At 37.5% G+C, this 22,152-nt stretch carries 15 protein-coding genes; 13 read left to right on the top strand and 2 right to left on the bottom strand.

Going from position 1 to position 22,152, the window contains the following annotated elements; all coding sequences use genetic code 11:
* Positions 1–8 precede the first annotated feature (8 nt).
* The 9 genes from DBR40_RS14740 to DBR40_RS14700 all read left to right on the top strand — a co-directional run bounded on the left by DBR40_RS14740 (position 9) and on the right by DBR40_RS14700 (position 14,510).
* Complete coding sequence (locus DBR40_RS14740) at positions 9–1,478, top strand: RagB/SusD family nutrient uptake outer membrane protein (protein WP_124560520.1); 1,470 nt, start codon at positions 9–11, stop codon at positions 1,476–1,478.
* An 18-nt stretch (positions 1,479–1,496) separates the two neighbouring features.
* Positions 1,497–2,951 (top strand): substrate import-associated zinc metallohydrolase lipoprotein, encoded by a 1,455-nt coding sequence (locus tag DBR40_RS14735; RefSeq protein WP_124560519.1) that lies wholly within the window; start codon positions 1,497–1,499, stop codon positions 2,949–2,951.
* Between the two features lie 16 nt (positions 2,952–2,967).
* A complete protein-coding gene (locus DBR40_RS14730; RefSeq protein ID WP_124560518.1) occupies positions 2,968–4,233 on the top strand; it encodes a DUF4302 domain-containing protein in 1,266 nt (421 codons plus the stop codon).
* Between the two features lie 228 nt (positions 4,234–4,461).
* Positions 4,462–5,061, top strand: a complete 600-nt coding sequence (locus tag DBR40_RS14725) for an RNA polymerase sigma factor (protein WP_124560517.1) — start codon at positions 4,462–4,464, stop codon at positions 5,059–5,061.
* Positions 5,062–5,124: 63 nt separating this feature from the next.
* Positions 5,125–6,291: a FecR family protein gene (locus tag DBR40_RS14720; protein WP_124560516.1), complete on the top strand. Its 1,167-nt coding sequence runs from the start codon at positions 5,125–5,127 to the stop codon at positions 6,289–6,291.
* A gap of 342 nt (positions 6,292–6,633) precedes the next feature.
* Positions 6,634–10,263 carry a SusC/RagA family TonB-linked outer membrane protein gene (locus DBR40_RS14715; RefSeq protein ID WP_233603898.1) on the top strand — a complete coding sequence of 1,210 codons (3,630 nt, stop codon included), beginning with the start codon at positions 6,634–6,636 and terminating at the stop codon, positions 10,261–10,263.
* A gap of 11 nt (positions 10,264–10,274) precedes the next feature.
* Positions 10,275–11,738: a RagB/SusD family nutrient uptake outer membrane protein gene (locus DBR40_RS14710; protein WP_124560515.1), complete on the top strand. Its 1,464-nt coding sequence runs from the start codon at positions 10,275–10,277 to the stop codon at positions 11,736–11,738.
* A gap of 15 nt (positions 11,739–11,753) precedes the next feature.
* Positions 11,754–13,136: a substrate import-associated zinc metallohydrolase lipoprotein gene (locus DBR40_RS14705; RefSeq protein WP_158674057.1), complete on the top strand. Its 1,383-nt coding sequence runs from the start codon at positions 11,754–11,756 to the stop codon at positions 13,134–13,136.
* Between the two features lie 3 nt (positions 13,137–13,139).
* A complete protein-coding gene (locus tag DBR40_RS14700) occupies positions 13,140–14,510 on the top strand; it encodes a DUF4302 domain-containing protein (protein ID WP_124560513.1) in 1,371 nt (456 codons plus the stop codon).
* Between the two features lie 516 nt (positions 14,511–15,026).
* Here the strand turns inward: DBR40_RS14700 and DBR40_RS14695 are convergent.
* Positions 15,027–16,211: a hypothetical protein gene (locus DBR40_RS14695; protein WP_124560512.1), complete on the bottom strand. Its 1,185-nt coding sequence runs from the start codon at positions 16,209–16,211 to the stop codon at positions 15,027–15,029.
* A 643-nt stretch (positions 16,212–16,854) separates the two neighbouring features.
* On the opposite strand from DBR40_RS14695, the gene DBR40_RS14690 reads away from it, so the two are divergent.
* The 4 genes from DBR40_RS14690 to DBR40_RS14675 all read left to right on the top strand — a co-directional run bounded on the left by DBR40_RS14690 (position 16,855) and on the right by DBR40_RS14675 (position 19,269).
* Positions 16,855–17,127, top strand: coding sequence for a hypothetical protein (locus tag DBR40_RS14690; protein WP_124560511.1), 273 nt, complete (start codon positions 16,855–16,857; stop codon positions 17,125–17,127).
* Between the two features lie 4 nt (positions 17,128–17,131).
* Positions 17,132–17,527, top strand: a complete 396-nt coding sequence (locus DBR40_RS14685; protein ID WP_124560510.1) for a DUF983 domain-containing protein — start codon at positions 17,132–17,134, stop codon at positions 17,525–17,527.
* Between the two features lie 146 nt (positions 17,528–17,673).
* On the top strand, positions 17,674–18,333 hold the full coding sequence (locus DBR40_RS14680) for a DUF2461 domain-containing protein (RefSeq protein WP_124560509.1): 660 nt from the start codon (positions 17,674–17,676) through the stop codon (positions 18,331–18,333).
* 96 nt (positions 18,334–18,429) lie between these two features.
* Complete coding sequence (locus tag DBR40_RS14675) at positions 18,430–19,269, top strand: flagellar motor protein MotB (RefSeq protein WP_124560508.1); 840 nt, start codon at positions 18,430–18,432, stop codon at positions 19,267–19,269.
* 48 nt (positions 19,270–19,317) lie between these two features.
* On the opposite strand, the gene DBR40_RS14670 is transcribed toward DBR40_RS14675, so the two are convergent.
* Positions 19,318–21,909, bottom strand: a complete 2,592-nt coding sequence (locus DBR40_RS14670) for a hypothetical protein (protein ID WP_124560507.1) — start codon at positions 21,907–21,909, stop codon at positions 19,318–19,320.
* Between the last annotated feature and the right edge of the window lie 243 nt (positions 21,910–22,152).

The following is a 22,152-nucleotide window of genomic DNA, read 5'->3' as shown; positions in this document are numbered from 1 at the left end:
AACAGAAAATGAAAAAGAATAAAATATTCATATATATCGCATGCTCAGGCTTACTACTATCTGGTGGTTGTAAGAAATTTTTGGAGCATCAGCCAGACGACCGTACTGAATTAAACAGCCCGGTTAAAGTTGCCGAATTACTGGCCAATGCCTATCCACATGGCAGTTATCTTCCTTTTACCGAAGCCATGAGCGATAATGCCGGCGATAAAGGGATAACAGCCAGGGCTTTACCCAATTCATCTCCATGGAATTACATTGATCAGATTGACGCAACCTCAGTAGATACCCCTCCATTTTATTGGAATGCTTGCTATAAAGCCATTGCGGCAGCAAATTATGCTTTGGAAGCTATTGATAAAGGCGGCAATACTCCAGCATATTCGGCCAGCAGGGGTGAAGCACTTGTAGCCAGGGCTTACGTACACTTTATGTTAGTTACCTTGTTTGCTAAAGCTTACGATCCAGCTACAGCTGCATCCGATCCGGGTATTCCGTATGTTACCTTGCCACAAAAAATAGTAGAGGGTAATTATACCAGAGGCACAGTAGCAAGTGTTTATGCCAATATTGAGAAAGATTTAACCGAAGGATTACCACTGCTCAATAACAATAGCTACAGGGTGCCAAAGTATCATTTTACCACACAGGCGGCCCGTGCTTTTGCTACATGCTTTTATTTATTTAAAAGAGATTATCAAAAAGTAATCGATAATGCCAATGCTGTTTTCCCGGCGGCTACAATTACCGATAACCTAAGGGCCTGGAATACTACTTATAATGTATTGGGTTTTTATGAGTTGCAGGCATTGTACTCCAACTCTACCGAACCTGCCAACTTGTTGTTACAGGAAGCAAATTCGTATTGGGGAAGAAATTATGGTGCTTACAATTACGGATTAAGCTCGGGGGTATTGTCAACAGTGTATAATCCGGGTAACAACCCAACCGGAAAATCGCTGGCCATGGTTGCGAAAATTTTTGGTGCAAACGAAGCATTTTATAATATTCCTAAATTCAGAGAGCACTTTGTAAAAGAGACCATTAGTGCCAACTTTGGCGATGCCTACAATATGGTACCTTTACTAACTACCGAAGAGGTGTTGTTTAACCGGGCCGAAGCCAATGCCATGCTTGGCAACAATGCCCAAACCATTGCCGATTTGGATATTTATTTATCTAAAAGGATTATTGGCTATTCTGCAACTACCGATAAATTTACAGAAACCAAAGCTACTACATTTTTTACAGGCTTATCTGCTAAAGATGCTTTGGTGGCGACAGTTATCAACTTTAAACGCCAGGAATATATGCACGAAGGCTTAAGGTGGTTAGATATTGTAAGGCTGAAAATCCCGATTGTACATGTTCCAGCCAATGGTTTAAATACAATTACACTGGGAGTTAATGACCCGAGAAGGTTGGTTCAAATCCCACAAGATGCTGTTGCAGCAGGTTTAGCTGCAAATCCCAGATAACTATAAAAGCATATTATTATGAAAAAGACATTATTAATGGTTGCTTTAGCAACAATCTTTTTAGCAGGATGCAGCAAAAAAGATGATTTAAGTGCCAATATAGTTGGTTTGGGCGGCGATACCTGGACCAAGGGGCCAATAGATGAATGGATTAGTACAAACTATACTACTCCATATAACATTGAAGTAAAATATAAATGGGACAGGTCTGAACTGGGAGAAATTTATAAGAACGTTGTACCGGTTAAAGAAGAATTGGTAGTGCCCATTATGAGCATTATTAAAAGTACCTGGATAGTGCCATATGCAGCAATAAAAGGTGAAGATTTTATGAAGAAATATACCCAAAAACAGTTTTATCTGGCGGGTAGCCCTTCGTACAACAGCAATGGTACCATTACCCTGGGTACGGCAGAAGCGGGCCGGAAAATTGTTTTGCTTGACCTGAACACCTTTAATCCGGCCAATAAGCCTTCTGTGAAACAGATTTTACATACCATGCACCACGAGTTTGGCCATATCCTGAATCAGAATATTGCCGTGGTGCCTGATTATCAAAGAATCACGCCTTCTGATTATACCGCTACCTGGTTTAATATTTTTAGAGGTGCATACTCTACAAATCCGGCGCTGGATAAGATTATGTACGAGGCCGATTTTTGGGGAAAGGGTTTTATAACACCTTACTCAAGATCAAATAAGGATGACGATTTTGTGGAGACTTTATCAACTTTACTGGAAAGCGGACAAGCTAATTTTGATAACATCATAAATAATCTCTTTGTGTATGACGGGCTTTATATCAAAAGAAACGGAAAAGGGGTTTACGAACAAAATACCGATGCGAGGGCTAAGCTCTTAAAAAAGAAATCGATTGTGGTATCTTATATGAAAGATAGCTGGGGTATAGATTTAACTGATTTACAAATCAGAACTCAGTCTGCAATAGAAGCACAATCGGCAACTCCAGATTTTAACAGTTTATTGGGACCGGGTAAAACTTATAGTACCATTACCATAAACCCTCAAAAATTAACAGGTTTATCAACCAAGTTTTTAACGGCTTATAATACTGCAAATACAACCCTACAGGCTGGCAATCCACAAACCAATAAAGGTTATTATATCGACAATATTTCGTTAATTTTTACAGCGGCTAATAAACTTACTTTAAGGGTTAATTATATGGATCCAACGGTGGCTTTAGGTGTTGGTAACAATGGCGATTTCGATTACGATATCAGCAATGTTAATGGGGTGATTACCCTGACCTATGCTGCTTCACAGCCAACCACAGCTAATTATGCTAATGCCAGGGTTATCGAAACTTACATTCCTACTTTGCTAGCCTATTTCAACAGTCAGGCATTTAATGTTCGTTGGGTGGATGATATTGTACCACAATCGAAAAGTATATTCGGTGGTCTTGTAAAAACAACAGATGCAACCTCATATTTATTTGGAACATTGTAATAATTAAAGATCAAAAATGATGAAAAAGCATTTATTATACATACTCTTGTTTACATTGGCATTGGGTGCCTGTAAAAAAGATACAACAGAGCCGGCTATCGGTAATGTTGATGACCGGTTATCGGCAACCTTAACAGCGTATCAGACACAGCTAACCGGAGCACAATTTGGTTGGAGAGGTTTCTTATTGACAAACAGTAAAGTAGTTGGTACTTTTTTATTCAGTTTTACTGATAAAAACAGAACAACCATGTCTGCAGATTTTAATCCAACACCTGCTGAAAGTTCATATCGCCTTAAAGCACTGCAGCGCCCAACTTTATTATTCGATTCTTATTCTACCTTACATTTATTAGCAGATCCAACTCCGTCGGTACTAGGTGGTACTACTGGTAGCGGATATTTGGCAGATTTTGAGTTTGCATTCTTATCTTCCAATGCGGATACAATTAAGCTAGAAGGAACCTTTAATAAAAGTAAGCTGATTTTAGTCCGGTCGAAGTCTGCGGCAGAAAATAGTGATGCCTTGACTTCTCCTGAAGCTATGGCCACCACTTTATCCAAACTTAGAACTTACTTTAAAAGAACCACTATTGGTGGAGCGAACTGCGAGGTTAGAATTGACGTTGGGCAAAACATTATTGGCTTTAATTATCTCGATGCGGGCGTAATGAAAAAAGTTAGCAGCAGTTATTATGTTTCGGGTACAACCATAAATTTATTTACACCAATAACTGTTGGTACAGCTACGGTAAGCGAAATCAACGGAGTAAATTTTAATACAGGAACCGGATTTATCAGTGGCAGCATTAAAGGAGGGGAGGCTATAGAGATTAAAGAAGCGATTGTACCAATTGAATATGATAAAACTGCAGCGCAAAGGTGGTTTAATGCTCCAACTAACGGTGCTTATTGGACGTGTTTTAACGGATTTACGATTGATGGAGTGCCCGATGCCTATGGTTTAAGGACTATACCAGGGTTTAATTTTCTAATTTTTTACTCTAAATTCAATGTAGCTTATTCTCGTTTAGGCTTTATTGTAGGAGGAGCTTATGGCGCATATGGACCCGCGCCAATAGCAGCTTTCCCTGCTGATGGTACTATTAAATTTACTAATGCCGGATCATTTGGAACGGCACCTGTAGCAATCAGGAATATTGTAACAAATACACAAAATAACTTTTTCAAAGCCGCTGGGTTTTATGTTATTCAATCAGGCGAAAAATCGTATGATTTAGTTGCTTTCGATGATGCCAGAAGCTGGATTTCATTTGAATAATAAATAAATAGGAATTTGATTAAATTAACCGCACCTCTCAGCCCCGCCCTTAAAGCGGGGTTTTTAATTTTAACATTTTTTTTGGCCTGTAAAATTTCTTAATCATTATATTTGGTAGAGAAGTTTGACTATTACGTAACTAAATTGGTTTAGTAAAATAATTTCCAGGCTTTAACTAAATCTTTCTATTATTACATACAGTAGATAGCCTTATGACTAATTAAATTTATGGCGGTAAGCAATGTGGAAAAAGAACGTGCACTGATTAGCAAGATTGTGGAGGGCGATGAACAAGCCTTTTCTGTTCTGTTTTTCAAATACCTGCCCGTACTTCAGGTATTCGCCACAAAATTTACGAAGTCTGACGATGCCGCAGAAGAAATTATTCAGGATGCCTTTTTAAGGGTATGGCTTAACCGCGATAAACTGGCTGAGGTTGAAAATGTGAAGGCTTATCTGTATAAGTACGTATCAAATGAATGCTTAAGCTACCTGCGTAAAAAACTTAAAACCGATAAAATGGTTGATGCTTTTACTGCTAAACAAACGGATAGCCACAATAGCACCGTCGAAACCATTAATTTGAATGAGGTAACTAAAATTATTGCAGTTGCCATTGAAAAATTGCCGGATCAACGCCGGAATATATACCAGCTGAGCCGTCGCGATGGTAAAACTATTCCCGAAATTGCCGAAATACTCCGCATATCGCCAAATACTGTTAAAAATGCTTTGGTTTCGGCCTTAAAATCTATTCGCATTCACCTCGATCAGCATGGAATTGTCTTCATTTTTCCTTTTGTTTTCCTCTTTTTGAAAATAAAATAATTTTTTTTTAAATCCAGATAGTCCTAATTCCCTTTCACTGCTTCTTAGTATTGTAGCCCCATTATGGAACAACGTATAAATTACTTATTAAAACAGTTTACAGCAGATGCACTGAGCCCTGAAGAAAAGCAGGAGCTTTTAGTATTGGCAACAGATCCGGCCTCCGCAGTTAGCGATGAAATCGTAAAGATGATCATGGCTGAAGAAGCAGCTACTACTGAAGTAGCCGTAACTGAAAAATGGGAGGCTGTGCTGAATAATATACTGGCTACTGATAAACCGAAAAAAACACCACGCAGTATTTTGCTACGACCTTTAAAGTGGGCTGCAGCCGCGGCCGTGTTGGTTGTATTTTCGTTTACAGCCTATTTATCGCTAAATAAAAAGAAAGAACATGTTTTTGCCTCCGATGTGGCGCCGGGCAAAAATAAAGCCATCTTAACTCTGGCCGATGGCAGGAAAATATCACTAAGTGATGCGGCAAACGGCGATCTTATTGAGCAGGCCGGGGTATCGATTTCAAAAACCGCAAATGGCCAGCTGGTATATCATATCCAAAAAACAACTGGCGATATAGACGATTCGAAAGTAAATACCATTTCTACTCCAAATGGGGGCGAGTGGGAAATCAGGTTGCCTGATGGTTCTGTGGTATGGCTTAATGCCGCCTCGTCTTTGCAATACCCCTTAAATATTGGCTCATCAAAACAGCGTAAGGTTGAGCTAAGCGGCGAAGCCTATTTCGAGGTGGCCAAAGATAAAGCGCACCCGTTTATTGTTAAAACTTTAAAGCAGGAGCTGGAGGTTTTAGGTACACATTTCAACATCAACAGCTATGCGAATGAAATTGTAACCAGAACTACATTGCTCGAAGGTAGTGTGCGGATTTCTGATTTAAGCTCAAATGATATGCTTGTGTTGAAACCAGGTGAGCAATCGGTACTATCAAAAAACGGAATAGAAATTAAAAAAGCAAATACCGACGAGGCTATCGCATGGAAAAATGGGTATTTCATGTTTGATAACGAAAAACAGGAAAGTATTTTGCGCAAAATTGCCCGCTGGTATAATGTGGAAATAGAATATGCCGATCCTGAAGCGAAAGAAGTAATGTATTACGGAACGGTAAGCCGTTTTGAAAAAATATCAAAAGTGCTCAGAAAATTTGAGCAAACCGGCGAAGTTCGCTTCGATATTAAGGGCAATAAAATAATTGTCTATAAAGAATAAACGAGTAAAAAGATGATGGAGTAACTAACCTTTATCTATAAAAAAGAAATAACAAATTAATCAACCATAACCTAGCTAATCATGAATAGACCTCGACAAATCTCCTGATGATCCAAAGTTAAACGCATAAAAAAGGAGTGCTTGCAACACCCCCTTTTATTATCTGTTTAGCTATTCCGAAAACCGGAATCGATTAAAATCAATTATTTCTTGGATAACCGCGAAACGCTTTTTGGCGTCCAAACTTTCTTGCGTTCCGCACAAAAAACAGACTATTAAATGTACAAAATTTATATTAGAATTTTATGTACGCATCGCCGCTACATACCTAAATTACTATTAATGATGAAGTTAATTACGGTCGTTCTGCTTGCCTCGTTAATGCAGGTGAGTGCAGCTTCATTCGGCCAGCTGGTTACATTAAAAGAAAAAAATGTAACCCTCGAAAAAATGTTCCGCGAAATCAGATTGCAATCTGGTTATGATGTACTGCTCTCTACCAGTAAAATTAGTAGTACCACTACTTTTAATGCAAATTTTAGCAATTCGACCATTGAGGAAGTAATGGCAAAAATTATTGCAGGAAATGATTTAACCTACACAATTGAGGATAAAACCATCCTCATTAAGCCAAAAGAAAAAACAATTTTGGATAAAGTGCTTGGCTATTTTGTGGCTGTAAAAGTAAGTGGAAAGGTGAGGGATAAAAGTGGTTCTGTTTTGCCAGGAGTTAGCGTTAGGGAAAAAGGTGCAGCTAATGCAGTATCGACTAACACATCGGGCGATTATACCATCTCAGTAAAAGAGGGCGCTGTTTTAACCTTTAGTTATATTGGCTACAAAACACTCGAAGTACCTATTGGCAGTAAAACAACTCTTAATGTAACCTTAGAAGAAGATGCGGCTCAACTTAGCGAGGTGAATGTGGTATCAACAGGTTATCAGCAATTGGATAGAAAGTTGTTTACAGGATCTGCAACGCAGGTAAAGGCTGTTGATGCACAGCGTAACGGGGTGCCAGATATTAGCCGTATGCTTGAAGGGCAGGTTGCCGGTGTATCGGTACAGAATGTATCGGGTACTTTTGGTGCAGCTCCCAAAATCCGTGTGCGTGGTGCTACTTCTATCTCGGGCGATAACAAACCGCTTTGGGTAGTAGATGGAATTATCCTGGAAGATGTAGTTAATATCTCAAACGAGTCGCTTTCTACAGGTGATGCCAATACCCTTATCGGATCGTCGGTAGCGGGTTTAAATCCTGATGATATTGAAAGCTTCAATATTCTGAAAGATGCTGCTGCAACAGCGATGTATGGAGCTAGGGCAATGAACGGGGTAATTGTAGTAACCACTAAAAAAGGTCGCCAAACTGAAGGTGCACCAAGGATAAGTTACTCAGGTAATTTTACCACCTATTTAAAACCTACTTACGATAACTTTGATATTCTGAACTCCGCAGATCAAATGTCTGTGCTGATGGAAATGTATAGCAAAGGCTATTTTCAACATACTTCAGCCTCAAGAGGCGCAGATGGTGGGCCATTCTATAAAATGTATAATGCTTTATACGATTACGATGCGGCGACAGATACTTATGCGCTAAAAAATACAAATGTTGATAGGGCTCAGTTTCTAAACAGATACGCCAATGCAAACACGGATTGGTTTGATATTTTATTCAAAAATTCGTTAATGCAGGAGCATTCTGTTAGTATGTCATCGGGTACTGAGCGATTCCAGACTTACGCATCTACCTCATATCTGCACGATAATGGCCAAACCCTTGGTAGCAATGTAGATCGTTTTACCGGTAATTTCAGGGCCAACTTTAAAATGAACAGTAAATTAAGTGGTGAGTTTATCATTAATGGCTCAATCAGAGATCAACAAGCTCCAGGTAGTTTAAACCGTACTTCTGATCCTGTTTTTGGTACATTTTCAAGAAACTTCGATATTAACCCATATTCTTACGCTTTAAATACGAGCAGGGCGATGACCGCCTATGATGAAAATGGTGGATTGGAGTTTTTTAATAGGAATTATGCGCCATTTAATATTTTAAATGAGTTAGATAATAATTATTTAAAATTGGGTCAAATCGATTTTAAAGTTCAGGGTGGGTTAAAATATAAAATTATCCCTTCGTTAACCTACTCGGTTGATGGAGCTTACAGGTTTGCAAAAACTGAACGTAAAACCTACATTTTAGAAAATTCGAATATGGCGTTGGCTTTTAGGGCAGCTACTGATGCGACCACTATTGGCGATAACCCATTTTTATATACAAACCCCGATGATTTAACAAAATTACCTGTGGTAATCTTGCCAGAAGGTGGTTTTTACAATACTATTTCTGATGACCTGAAAAATTATTATTTCAGGCAGAATCTGGAGTTTGATAAAACCTTTAATAAAGATCACCGCCTAAATATTTTTGGCTCAATGGAGGTGAGGTATACAGACCGCCAAACTGCTAGTTTTGATGGAGTTGGCTATCAGTATGATAACGGTGGTATTGTAAATGCAAATTATCTGTATTTCAAAAAAGCGCAGGAATCTGGTGCTCCATATTATAGTATGGGCTACGGTGCAGACCGCTTTGCGGCATTTGCGTTAAGAGCAGCTTATTCTTATAAAGATAAATATAGCTTTAATGCCACAACCCGTTACGATGGTTCTAACTTAATGGGAAAAAGCAGAACCGCAAGGTGGCTGCCAACCTGGAACGTTTCTGGTGCCTGGAATGTTGATCAGGAAAACTTTTGGCCTAAAAACGATATCTTATCGTCAGCAAGGATTAGGGGAACTTATGGTTTAGTTGCGAATATTGGAAATGCAAAAAATTCGGCTGCAATTTTCTACAATCAATTGGCCAGACGACCTTACGATACGGAAAAGGAAACGCTTACCTATATTTCCAGCTTAGCCAACTCAGAGTTAACCTGGGAAAAATTAAAAGAAGCCAACCTGGGTTTCGACTTAACCTTTTTAAAGGACAGGTTAAGTTTTACCGCAGATTTATACACCAGGAATATTTTTGACCTGATTGGTACTATAAATACTTCTGGTATAGGTGGCCAATATGCAAAAACAGCAAATTATGGTAAAATGAAAGCAAAAGGATTGGAGTTAACCCTTGGTGGTACACCGGTTCAACAGGGCGATTTCAAATGGAGGACTCAGATTAATATGGCTTTCAATAGAAATGAAATCACCGAATTACAGAATACACCAAGAATTTTTGATCTGGTTAGTGATGTAGGCGGATCGATAGTAGGCAATCCTAGAGGCGGTTTATATTCTATTCAATTCGCAGGTTTAGACCATAATTACGGTTTCCCATATTTTATCGACGATGCAGGACTTAAAAGTTCTTATGTAAACTTACAGAGTACTAAAACAGGCTTCTTAAAATACGAGGGCCCAACAGATCCAACTTTTACTGGTGGTTATTACAACCAGTTTAGATACAAACAATTTAGTGTATCTGCCTTGTTCACATTTGCAACCGGAAACGTAGTCAGACTGGCACAAGAATTTTCTTCTGGCTATCCTGATATTTATTCGATGACGAAATCGATGTTAAACAGATGGATACAACCAGGCGACGAGGCTTTTACTACTGTACCATCCATCCTGGATCCGGTTACCGCGAGTAAGGTAATTACCAACACTTCGGGTTCGGTAATTTCAGCTGCTTATCCGTACAATTTATATAATTTTTCGACTGAAAGAGTGGCAAAAGGTGATTTTATCCGTTTTAAACAAATATCAGTTACGTACGACATCCCTAAAAAAATCACTTCAAAATTGAACATGTCTAATGCTTCGGTTTCATTTATAGGAAACAACGTTGCTTTGCTGTATTCAGATAAAAGATTAAATGGTGCCGATCCTGAATTTTTTGGAAATGGCGGTGTGGCGTTGCCAATACCTAAACAATACACAATATCATTAAAGGTTGGATTTTAAAAAAAAAGATTATGAACTTAGATAAACTAAAATATTTTGTATTTGGATCTGCCATCTTATTGTTAACTCCATCTTGCAATAAATATTTAGATACAAACCCTGATAACAGAACCGAAATTAATTCGGTTGACAAGGTAGCTCAATTGGTGGGGACTGCTTATCCAGCATATGATTATTTGACATTCACCGAGGCTGCATCTGATAATACAGAAGATAAAGGCCCAGGTATAGGTACAGTAACAGATATAACCAGCAGACCTTATTTTTGGCAGGATGTTGCCGGCTCAAACACCAATACCCCAACTAACTATTGGACAGGTTGCTACAGAGGAGTTGCTGCTGCCAATCAGGCTTTAGAAGCCATAGCACAAAATAACTTCGGTACAGCAGTATTACCTTATAAAGGTGAAGCTTTAGTAGCAAGGGCCTATGCACATTTTATGCTGGTTACTTTATTTGCTAAAGCTTATGTAATTGGTGGCGCTAATGATTCGCCGGGTATACCTTACGTAACCGAGCCGGAAACACAGGTAATTAAACAATATGACAGAGGTACAGTACAATCTACTTACGAGAAAATTGAGAAAGATTTAACCGAAGGGATGGCTTTGTTATCGGCATCGGCTTACTCTGTTCCTAAATTCCACTTTACACCTGCGGCAGCACATGCCTTTGCTGCACGTTTTTATTTATTTAAAGGCGATTGGCAAAAGGTAATCGATCAGGCGTCGGCAATTTCTACGGAGAGTTTTGCAAGCATCATCAGACCAATAAACAGCACTTTAGATGCAATGGCTTATGCCGATTATAAAGTTGCATTAACCAAAGACGATCAGAAATATAATTTATTGCTGGCTAACCAGTATTCTACCTATCAAAGAACCTATCCAAGATACGGATATGGTGCAAATTTGGTTAAAATGTTTGCGGCAGGTTACAATGTTACAGGTAAGGCCTATGCATTTAAAATTGCGTCTACTGGTGTGCCTAACTATACAACTGGTAAATATGCTGAGTTTTTCTATATCACCAACCAGGTAGCCAATACAGGCTTGCCTTACATTATGTCGCCGTTATTAACTACCGATGAGGCATTAATGAACCGTGCCGAAGCTTATGCCCGTTTAAATCAGTTCGATAATGCCATTAAAGATGTAAATACGATCTTAAGTGCAACGGTTAAAGGTTATGTTGCCAATGATGCCACTAATTTAGATAAGGTAAAAACTTTTTATGGTATTACCGATTCGCAGGAAGCCGTAATTAAGCTAATCTTAGAAACCAAGAAGGCGATCTTTTTACAAGAAGGAATCAGGTGGATGGATATTTTGCGTAACCGGATTACAGTTAAACACAATGTTTTAGATGCCGTAGGTAACGAAACATTTATTGAGCTGGCACCAGATGATAATAGACGTATGTTTCAACTACCTGAAGAAGCCAGACTTTCTGGTGTACCATTAAATCCAAGGTAATTAATTAGAAATATGATGAAAAAGAATATATTTAAAATATTTGCTGCATTAATTTTTGTTTTTGTAGTTCAATCTTGTAAAAAGGAAGATGCGGTAAGCATTGATCTGACGAAATACATCGATAACCCTTCAACACAAAACGATGTTGATAAATGGCTAAAGACCAATTTTTTAGATGCTTATAATATTGATGTGATTTATCGTTACAGCGATTATTATAAAGATTACGATAAAATAGTAAGCCCGGTAAACGTTGCGAAAGTGATGCCGCAAATGCAGACTGTGTTGGATGGTTTTATTGCTCCGTATAAAAAAGTTGCCGGACAAACATTTGTGAAAGAAAGGTTGCCTAAAGAGTGGGTACTTTATGGCTCAGGTGCTTATCAAAGCGATGGATCAATGATTTTAGCTACTGCATCAGCAGGTAAGCGCGTAACCATCTACGATTTAAATAACTTTGATATATCTAATGCTGATTTGGTAGTTCGAAAATTAAGAACAATACACCACGAGTTTACGCATATTCTGAATCAGATCGTTCCGATGCCTACTGATTTTCAAACCATTACAAAGGCTACTTACAACGCTACCTGGACTACTGTAGCTGATGCAACAGCAAGAGATAATGGTTATGTAACACCCTATGCTTCTAGTGAGCCAGGAGAAGACTTTGCAGAAACAACTACGCATTTACTTGTTTTGGGGCAGGCCTGGTTTGATGCTCGTGCAAATGCATCGACAGCTGCCGGTAAGCTTGCACTAAAGGCAAAGGAGGCTAGTGTGGTACAGTATTTCACAATTAATTTAGGTATCGATTTTAGAACCTTACAGCGCGAGGTACAAAATGTAGTTAGAAATACCTATAAATATTCTGCTTCTACTTTCCCTTATTGGATTGGCCAGGGTTTATTTAAAACCATTACCATAGATTTGTCGAACCCCGTATATACTTCTTCCGGAATCTCCACCAACTTTAGCACTGCTTATCAAGCTTCTGTTACAGGCGTTGCAGCTGTAGGTAATGCGAACAGGAAACTGAACTATATCAGATTGGATTTCTTATCTACAACTGCGGCCAATCTGTACTTAAATTATACCAATACTGCGGGTTCTACTTTAGAAGCTTTGTATGCCTTGAACATGACTTTTAATGCAACTACCGGTGCTACAAAATTTACTGTTGGAACACCAAGAGACACCACTACACCGTGGACAAATGCCACAGTAATTCAAGCAGGGGCTCAGCCTTTAATCAATTATTTAATAGGGAGCAATTTTATTGCCGACTGGATGCCAGCCAATATTGGCACTAATAATTTTAATAGTTACGGCGGCTTTTATGTAAGTGGTACCCCAGCAAATTATTTTTATGGCGTATTAGGCCAAACAACATTATAGGATATGAGAAAGATATTATATTTTTTTATAACACTACTGATCATTTCAGGGTGTAAAAAATCATCGTTTGTATCTGATTTTGATCAAACGCCCGAAGATAGGATGGCAACATCTATCGCTTTAGTCAGCAATACGCTCACCTCCGCTTCAAATGGCTGGGTGGCAACCTTATCCACGTCGGCAGGTGGTGGTTTTGGTTTTTATATGACCTTTGATAATCAACAGAACGTAAGCATGTATGCCGATTTAACAGACGATGCTTCAATAACAAGTGCTAATTCGACTTATAGAGTAAAAACAGGTTTAGGGGCCGATTTAATTTTTGATACCTATAATTACCTTTCTATGTTAGCCGATCCGAATGCGAGTGCTTTTGGCGGAACCCAACCTACTGGCTTTAAAAGTGATGTTGAATTTACCTATGTAAGATCATCTGCCGATAGTATTGTTTTTATTGGAAAGCAATATCGCCAGCTTTTAAAAATGGTTAAGGCTACAGCTGCACAGAAAGCTACTTATACCGCTGGTGGTTATAAAACGGCTATCAATAAAGTGAAAGATTATTTTGCTGCGGTTAAATATCCATATATAGAGATTACTTCAGGCTCAGCGGTTTTAAAAGTTGGCTTGAGTGTAAACACAAGTAGTGGATTGGCTTCAGGTAAAAGAGGTACTTTAACAGGTGTATTAGCCGATGGGGTATCGACAGCATCAGGTACAGGTAAATTCGCCTTTAACTTAACAGGCGCAGATTTTGTCGGTTCAGATTTTGTTTATCAGGGGATTACGTTTGTGCGTTTGGCCTGGAAAGATGCTGCCACTTTGGCTTTGTATGATTCTACTGGCAAAGAATATATCCTTAAATCAAATCCAGTACCACTAACACCGCTTGCTTTATTGTACGGCTTTCCAACTACGTATACCTATAGGAAAATTATGATTGGTGGCACATCACCTGTAGCTGGCGGAGCATTATTACCAAGTGGTGTTACCTCACAGTTTAATACGGTTTACCAGGCCATGGTAACCAGATTGGCTGCTTTAAGTCCGGCAAGAACAATAGTGGGTATTAGTTTTACTTTAACGGGTAATAGCACAGCAATATTAAATGTCAGTCCGAATAATGGCACCTCAACCTTTAGTGCAAATGCTACATTTAGTTATTCGATAACCGATGGAGTAATTACTTTAACTAAGCCTATTTATGATAGCAATTGGACAGCTAGGGGAACAGAATACGATGGTATAAAGAATTTCTTTTTATCAGGACCATTTAAAATCGACTGGGTAACAAGTACCAATCCCAGCAGTCCATTATTAGGTGGCCTTTATCGGGTAGCAGACGCCACGTCATTTTTCTATGGAACATTATAAAAGAATAAAATATTAAGTTTAATTCATCTCTCCCGTAACCCTTGCTGTAAAAGGCAAGGGTTTTTTTACGACATAATTTTTAAACCCGTACCCACGTTAATGAGTGAAGTCTCTAAAAACAATATAATGCATTAATAAACAAATTGTTGTGTTGAATTGGCGTTGATGAATCGGCTTTGTAGCAAAGTGTGTTCTGTTGCTCACAGGGTTAAATTGCTTGAGTGAGAACTACAAATTAGACTAAACGACTGTTTTTTCATTGGAACAACCGTTTAGTTTATCTAGGTCTTATTTGTTTGCTGAACAACAATGTTCAAGAATAGTGATGATTAGGTTAATGGAATCGCTTTCAATAGAAGATCAGTATCCCCATATTCATAATATAATTTATAACTAAATCTACTTAATGTTTTTGCCAAGATAAAGAATTAATATTATGGCAAGTATGTAAAGGAAATCACGCGTTTCAATAATCGAAATGCGTGATTTGTGTTCTAATAGTGTAAAATGGTCAATTTACAGAGGGTGAATCATTCGGTAAATAGTCACTACCGATCCGTTAATTATTTTGGCAATTTTAATTAATCCATTATTATTTGAATGAAAATAAAAACCATCTGAAGCTATAATCGTATAATTAGTATTGGCATAATATTTATTATCCAAAGGATTTTGGAACACTTCGAGGTCTTGGGAATAATCAGTTACAGTATCTTTGAGCTCAGACTCAGAGCTCCAATACATAATGGTAACCGGTAAGGGAGTTGGCAATGATAACGGTTCGTCATAAAGAGGTAAAATTTCGTTAAATTTTGGAATGCCTTCCATATCTCCTGGAGCAATTTTTTTTAACCATCCTGTCAAACTAGCAGCTAGACCATATTCAATCCCTTTATCAATACGACGATATTGACCGCTCGGATTTAGGCTGCCTGCCCTATAATCAGCTATTACAGCTCTAGTCCATCCTACGATGTATCCGATCAGATCTAATTGTATTATGGGGTTCTCTAATTTAGTTGGATCATAATTGTCTAACTCTTGAGAATTATGCCAATAGTTGTTTGAAGCTTTAGCTAAGTTTAATAATCCCAAATATAGTTCGCCTTCATTTTCTTCAAAAACTACTGTTTGGTATTGGGCTTGTATTGTATTAAGTCTATTTTCAAAGTATGTTTTTGCATCAGCTTGATTCAAATTGAGGTTATAACCGTCCGAAAAAATGTTCTTTAACTGTCCGACCATGTTTTTTTCTCTTACAGTTAACAAATTTTCATCGTCAAGTCTCGAGAGTTCATCATCCCATACATCTTCAACAGATGTTGGAGTCAAATTATCAACAGCACTTTGTAGTACTTCGACTGCGTCAGGTATAGGAACTTCATTGCCGCCATTAGAGTTAACATACCCAATTGAAAAAGAAATGACCTGCTTTGATATGGAGTTGTCATTAACAAGATTTGAACCATCTCCAAGCTGCCAGCCAGAAACACTATCGTTTGCCGTTAATGCTTTACTTCCCTTTAAAAAGTAGTCTAACCCTTCATTATGAACGATGCCGACATTCTCAGTATATTCTCTAAGCTTGGAATTATACAATTTTGTGTCGAGTAAAGGTTTTGCGTCTTGCTTCTTACAAGAAATGGTAACAGCCATAAAAATAGTGGCATAAAATAGGAACATAAAATAGTTTTTTCTCATTTTAATTTGTTTTTTTGTGTTTAAAAAATTACTCAAATATATATGTTATTATTATTGTTATATATAATTAATAATATTAATTATTATATTTATAATAATACATTCATTGTATTTTTTTATACTTTGTGAATGTAATTAATTGATCTCCTTTTGGAAAAAAATAATCTATATTCCTTGTTATATTCGTTTATTTTGTTCATATCCTACCACAAAGATCCAATATCTAGAAAGGACAAAGTTTCTTAATGCCTCTAATTGCACATGGGTGGGAGCAAACAAGAATCTTAGGCAGGATGCATTGAATAGTACAAACGAGATGGAGCGAGTAGCAAGAGGTAAGGATTGAGCACTTTTTGTACTGATTAATATATCAGACTATAGGTTTGGTATATTGAAGATTAGGTATGATAATAGTCAGAATAGGATCGAAAAGAATCGCACATTATTTAATGTTGTAACCGGTTAAAAGTGATTGAAATCTGGTGTTTTGAATATGAAAACGGATAGTTTTCATCTAGGAATTTCCAGTTTTTGATTAGGAATTATTTTGGCTGGAATTTATTTTGGCAATCTTTTTTAAACAGCGCCTTTTATGACATAATTTTTAAACCCCTCCACACGTTTATGCTTATATTTGTAGCGCATGAAAAAGAAAGTAATTTTTATCCTGTTTATACTGGTATTAACTTTTGCGGTAAGCCCTAAAGCTAATGCACAATGTTCTATGTGTACCATTAATGCTGAGCAGGGCGTTAAAAACGGCAATACACAAACGGCAGGTTTAAATACGGGGGTTTTATATCTGTTATCTATTCCATACTTAATGGCGGTAATTGTTGGGGTAATATGGTATAAAAAGTATCGTAAAAAAAATATCCACCTCAATATGAAAAGGGAACCTTTTAATTTAAATTAAAAGTATGTCTGGCACTACCTCAAAACTTTATGCCATTGTACACTGCAAGTGCCCACATTGCCGTAGGGGAGATATTTTTACCGGTAGCATGTATGGCTGGAATATACAGCATACTAAAGAAATTTGCGGGCACTGTGCACAGCGTATAGAAATAGAACCCGGTTATTTTTATGCCGCTATGTACGTAAGCTATGCCATGAATGTGATAGAAATGCTAGTGGCCAGCTTTGTTACCTATTTAATTTTCGGACCGCTTACCGATAGTACTTTCTGGCATTACCTCATCGTAATTTTTACGGGCTGTTTTATCCTGTATCCTTTTAATTACCGATATTCGAGGATCATTTTACTTCACGTTTTATCGCCAAATATTAAGTATAAGCCGTATTACGATAAGTAACTCTGGTTAATCGTTTAAATTGTATAAACTGGTTAATTGTTAGGTTATCTAATAAACAATTAAAATATTAACCGATTAGTTTTTAGACTCTTGTGTGGGCTTACGATTAACCGATTAAAACAATTAACCAGTTAACCTCAAGATATATGCTTAAAAAAGAGACCCTCAGTTTTATAAAAGATGTTGCGGAAAATAATAACCGCGAATGGTTTGCTGTTAATAAAGAGTTATACGAAGAAGCTAAACATGATGTTTTAAAACTTGTAAGTGCCATTATTCCCGAACTTGCAAAAGTTGACCCCATACTTTCGGCAGAGGCCGACCCTAAGAAATGCCTGTTGCGTATTTACCGCGATGTACGTTTCAGCAAAAATAAAGATCCATATAAAAATAATTATGGTATGTGGTTCTCCACCAAAAAAGGTGGAAACGAGCCCGGCTATTACCTGCACATTCAACCCGGAAAAAGCTTTATAGCCGGAGGTTACTGGATGCCCGATGTACCGCACCTAAAACTGATCAGGCAGGAGATTGATTACAATGCCGAAGACTTTAAGGCAATTATAAACGAAAAGGAATTTAAGAAAAGCTTTAAGCTGGGGGTTGATAATGCATTGAAAAATGCGCCTAAGGGATATGATCCGGCTGATCCGAACATAGAATTTCTGAAATTAAAAAGCTTCGAGGCTACAATGAAAATCGAAGATGAAGAATTTTTTAAACCTAACCTCGTTAATAAGTTGATAAGTTCTTTTAAAACGGTACAACCTTTAGTTGCATTTTTACGGAACGCCATTGAGCAGTAATCAATTAACAGTTATAAATTTTCAATAACCTTAAAACAATGATCAGTATTAAGATTTTAGCATCTTGATACCTGGTTCTTAACTCTTGAAAAAAATATGAAAAATACCTTTCTTGCATTTGCCTTTCTCCTCGTTATTTCTTCGCTTACTTCCTGCGTGGTGCTCTCACCAAAAAAGTACAAAGCTTTATTGGGTACAAAAGATTCGCTGTATACTGCCTTTAACGAAGGTTTAATTAAAATTGAAAACCTCGAAAAAGAAGTAAGCAAACTAAAAAAGGATACTACCCTGATGGCTGAAGAGCTTCGTGATTTGCAGAACAGTTACAATATGGTTGATGCGAATTATAAAAAACTTAAAAGCAATTCATCTTCAGAAATTACCAAACTCTCAGGCGATTTGGCTGCACGTGAAAAACGCTTAAAGGAAGTAGAGGAAGTATTGCGCAAGCGTGATGAAGCCACCAATGCGCTTAAAGAAAAACTACAACAAGCTTTATTGGGCTTTACCAAAAGCGGATTAACCGTAGAAATTAAAAACGGAAAGGTATACGTATCGTTAACAGATAAACTATTGTTCCCATCGGGAAGTATTATTATTGATGAAAAAGGTAAACAAGCACTTACCCAACTGGCCAATGTATTAAAACAACAGCCCGAAATTAATATAGCCGTAGAAGGCCACACGGATAACCAGAAAATAAACAACCTGGGTCAGATAAAAGATAACTGGGATTTAAGTGTTTTAAGAGCCACCTCAGTTGTGCGTTACCTAACCGAAAATGAAAAAGTAGAAAGTGTAAGGATGACTGCTACCGGTAAAGGCGAATTTCAGCCATTGGGTACAAACGCAAATGCGGATGGAAGAAGTAAAAATAGAAGAATCGAGATTGTACTTTCACCAAAGTTGGATGAGCTTTACAATTTGATTAAGTAGTATAAAATATTGGTTTTACGAAAAGTCTTGCTTTAAGCAGGACTTTTTTTATAGATTTTGATGGCGGCGGTACGATTTCAAAATCTTAAAGGTATGCTCAAATTCACTGCCGCTCAGGTTGGCATAATCGGGCATAGATAATTTGTGTACTGTTAAAAAATTAAGCAGTTCCTTAATCGTATTCGATACTTCTTCCGAGTCTTCGGTATGTTTTAAAGTATCTATTTTATTCAGCAGGAGTGAAATCTCAAACATTTTAAAATCATTTTTGCTGGTAAACTCCAGTCCAATGTTGGCTTCAATCAATGCCTGCTCATAGTTATGCGTGGCACTATAAAAATTAGCTTTAAAAACGCTAAAGCCTGCCAATATAAAATTGGTGTAGTAGGTATAATCGCTGCTTATAATCTTATCTACAAACTGGATAATGCGCTGTGCTTTTTTAAAGTAATTGAGCTTAATGTAAGTTTGCCCGAGGTGAATGAGTAAAAATGGCGAAAATACGGAGTGGCGTACATAAAAAAGATTAGGATACTTGCTTAGTATGGCCATTATAAAGCGATGGCACTCGGCATAGCTCTTTTGTGAGAACAGCGAAATTAAGACCATCCGGTAACACAATATTTCTGCAGAAGTCATTTCCTCGTTTTTACGGGGCGTACTGCGGTCTATATCCTGGCAAAGCCTGATAATTTTTTCTTCCAGGGTTTTGCTGTCGCCAGGCTTATTAGCCAGGCTATTGTAGAAATAGAGGATTAAATCGTAAGGGTTGATGGGAAAAAGTTCATTTAACCGCTTGTAATTTCTTTTTAGCGATTGCATGGTATTGGCCAGGGCATTTTTATCTACATCGATAAGGTTAACGTTACACTCTATCACATGCAGCATAATCTGGATATCCTCGTTGAGCACATTTTCAGAAATTGTTTTCACCGTTTCCTTGTACAAGCTACTCATGGTCCTTCCGGTAGCCATGATATCGATAAAATCCATCCCAATACTTAGCTTGTTAAAGTTTGAATTGGCTTTGCCCAATTCAAATTTAGAAACGTAGCAGATAAAATCGAAAGCGTTGTTTTTTTCGCTATTGCTAAAGGGAAGTTTGAAAATGTTTTTAAGGGCTGCGATTTCGTTTCTGTTAACGCAAAAGCGAATAGACCAGTTTAAAATGTGACACCTGAGGCTGCTCTGTACAGTAAAATTATTTAAAATGTATTCAAAAAATGATTTATCGGGCTTGTAAGCAAACTTATCGGTTATCTGAATAAACAGGAAATAAGTATAAATATCATCATTCAGAAAACGCACAATTTCTGTCGGAATGGCAGTACTTAGTCTTTTTTCCTCTATTATAATTCCTGCATGTAAAAGTTCTTCATACGCATCGGGGTAACAGTTAATGTAACTCAGTATTTTTTCTTTCGATACCCTTAGTTTTTTGCTGCCCTCAGAAATGGAGTCGCTTATTTTCTTCAGCAGGAATATTTTTTCGGTACTTTTTTTTGCGAGAAATACCCGTCTTTCGAGAAAATAGTTAATCAGTTCATAACATAACAGGGGATTATTCAGTTCGAGATGGTGGTTTTCATCTTTAAGCTTAAAATAAACCTGTAACCAGAAAGGGGTTTTAAACTGGGTTAAGAGGGGAGGGCTTACATCAGCTTTATGGATTACTTTATTTTCGATATTGCTGAGGGTGTAGAGGACTTCTTCGGTATTGAGAGAGGGGACGTTGCTTAAGGTATCGTCATCGTAAAAAAGACCCGTGTACCACAATTTAGTTAACGATGCCGACCCATAAATGGCGGGCTGGAGATTAATCCAGCTATTCGTTCGCAGGGCGAAAACAAGTTTAACAAAGTTGTTTTCTTCAATGCTATATAGGAAGTCGATAAAGGTTTTAAAATAATTGCTTTTGGTTAGATGTTCGTCAATGCCATCAACAATAATAACAAAACGCCCTTCACGTTTATCGGGGTTCTTTTTAAAAAAACCGATTAGCTCGCTAAGACTGTGAAATTTAAATTCTTTTAAAAACCATTCCTGTAAAGTAGTTCCGGCTTGTATTATGGTGTTAATGCTGGTCGAATTAACCATTAAAACGATATCATTTTTATAGAGGGCATTTTCGGAAAGGAAAAAATACTCAATCATGTGGGTTAGCAGTATCGATTTGCCCTGGCCCGGCTGTGCGCTTACAGTTGTAAACTGGTAATTGTTTTTTAAAAAGTAATCGAAATCAGGGTAGAAAAAGCTCCTGTTGGCAGTGGCATTAAAAGGAACGCCTGAGTTATTTTTATTGGCGATTAACGATACTTCGGTAATGGCATGTGTTTTTAATTTTAAATCCTGCCAAATACTTTGAACAGAAGTGGTCTGGCTTTCCTTGTCTTTACAAAACGAATCCCAATCGTTGTAGCCTATATATTGCGATAAGCTATTTAAGGTAAATAGTGAAAATTTATGCAATGTGTTGGCGAAGCCAAAGAAACGCTTAATCGTGGTTTCGCTTACATAATTTTTAGTTTCTTGAAATACATACTCAGAAATGATCTTACAATGTGCAGGGTCGATATTTCTCAAACCTGATTTTATAAGGACAAACTTCCTAAGTTCAATAAGGAGATCGTTAGCATTCATGAATTAACGTATGGGGATGACTAGCGCTAATGTCATCATAATTTCACAATTGAGGAAATCTATTCATTAAGAATGCGAGCTATGAATAAAATGAATGGATAAGGTTTTTGGAAAATGAATAGCAATGGATGAAATACCAACCTATTCTAGATTTAGATTTGTCATGATTATATAATGCACCTATAAAAACATTTACCTAACGGCAGCATTTACCCATAGTAAGTCTTCTAAACAACGCCTGAC

The sequence above is a fragment of the Pedobacter sp. KBW01 genome, assembly GCF_003852395.1.
Classification (GTDB): Bacteria; Bacteroidota; Bacteroidia; order Sphingobacteriales; family Sphingobacteriaceae; genus Pedobacter.
This window is presented reverse-complemented; position numbering and strand designations above follow the sequence as displayed.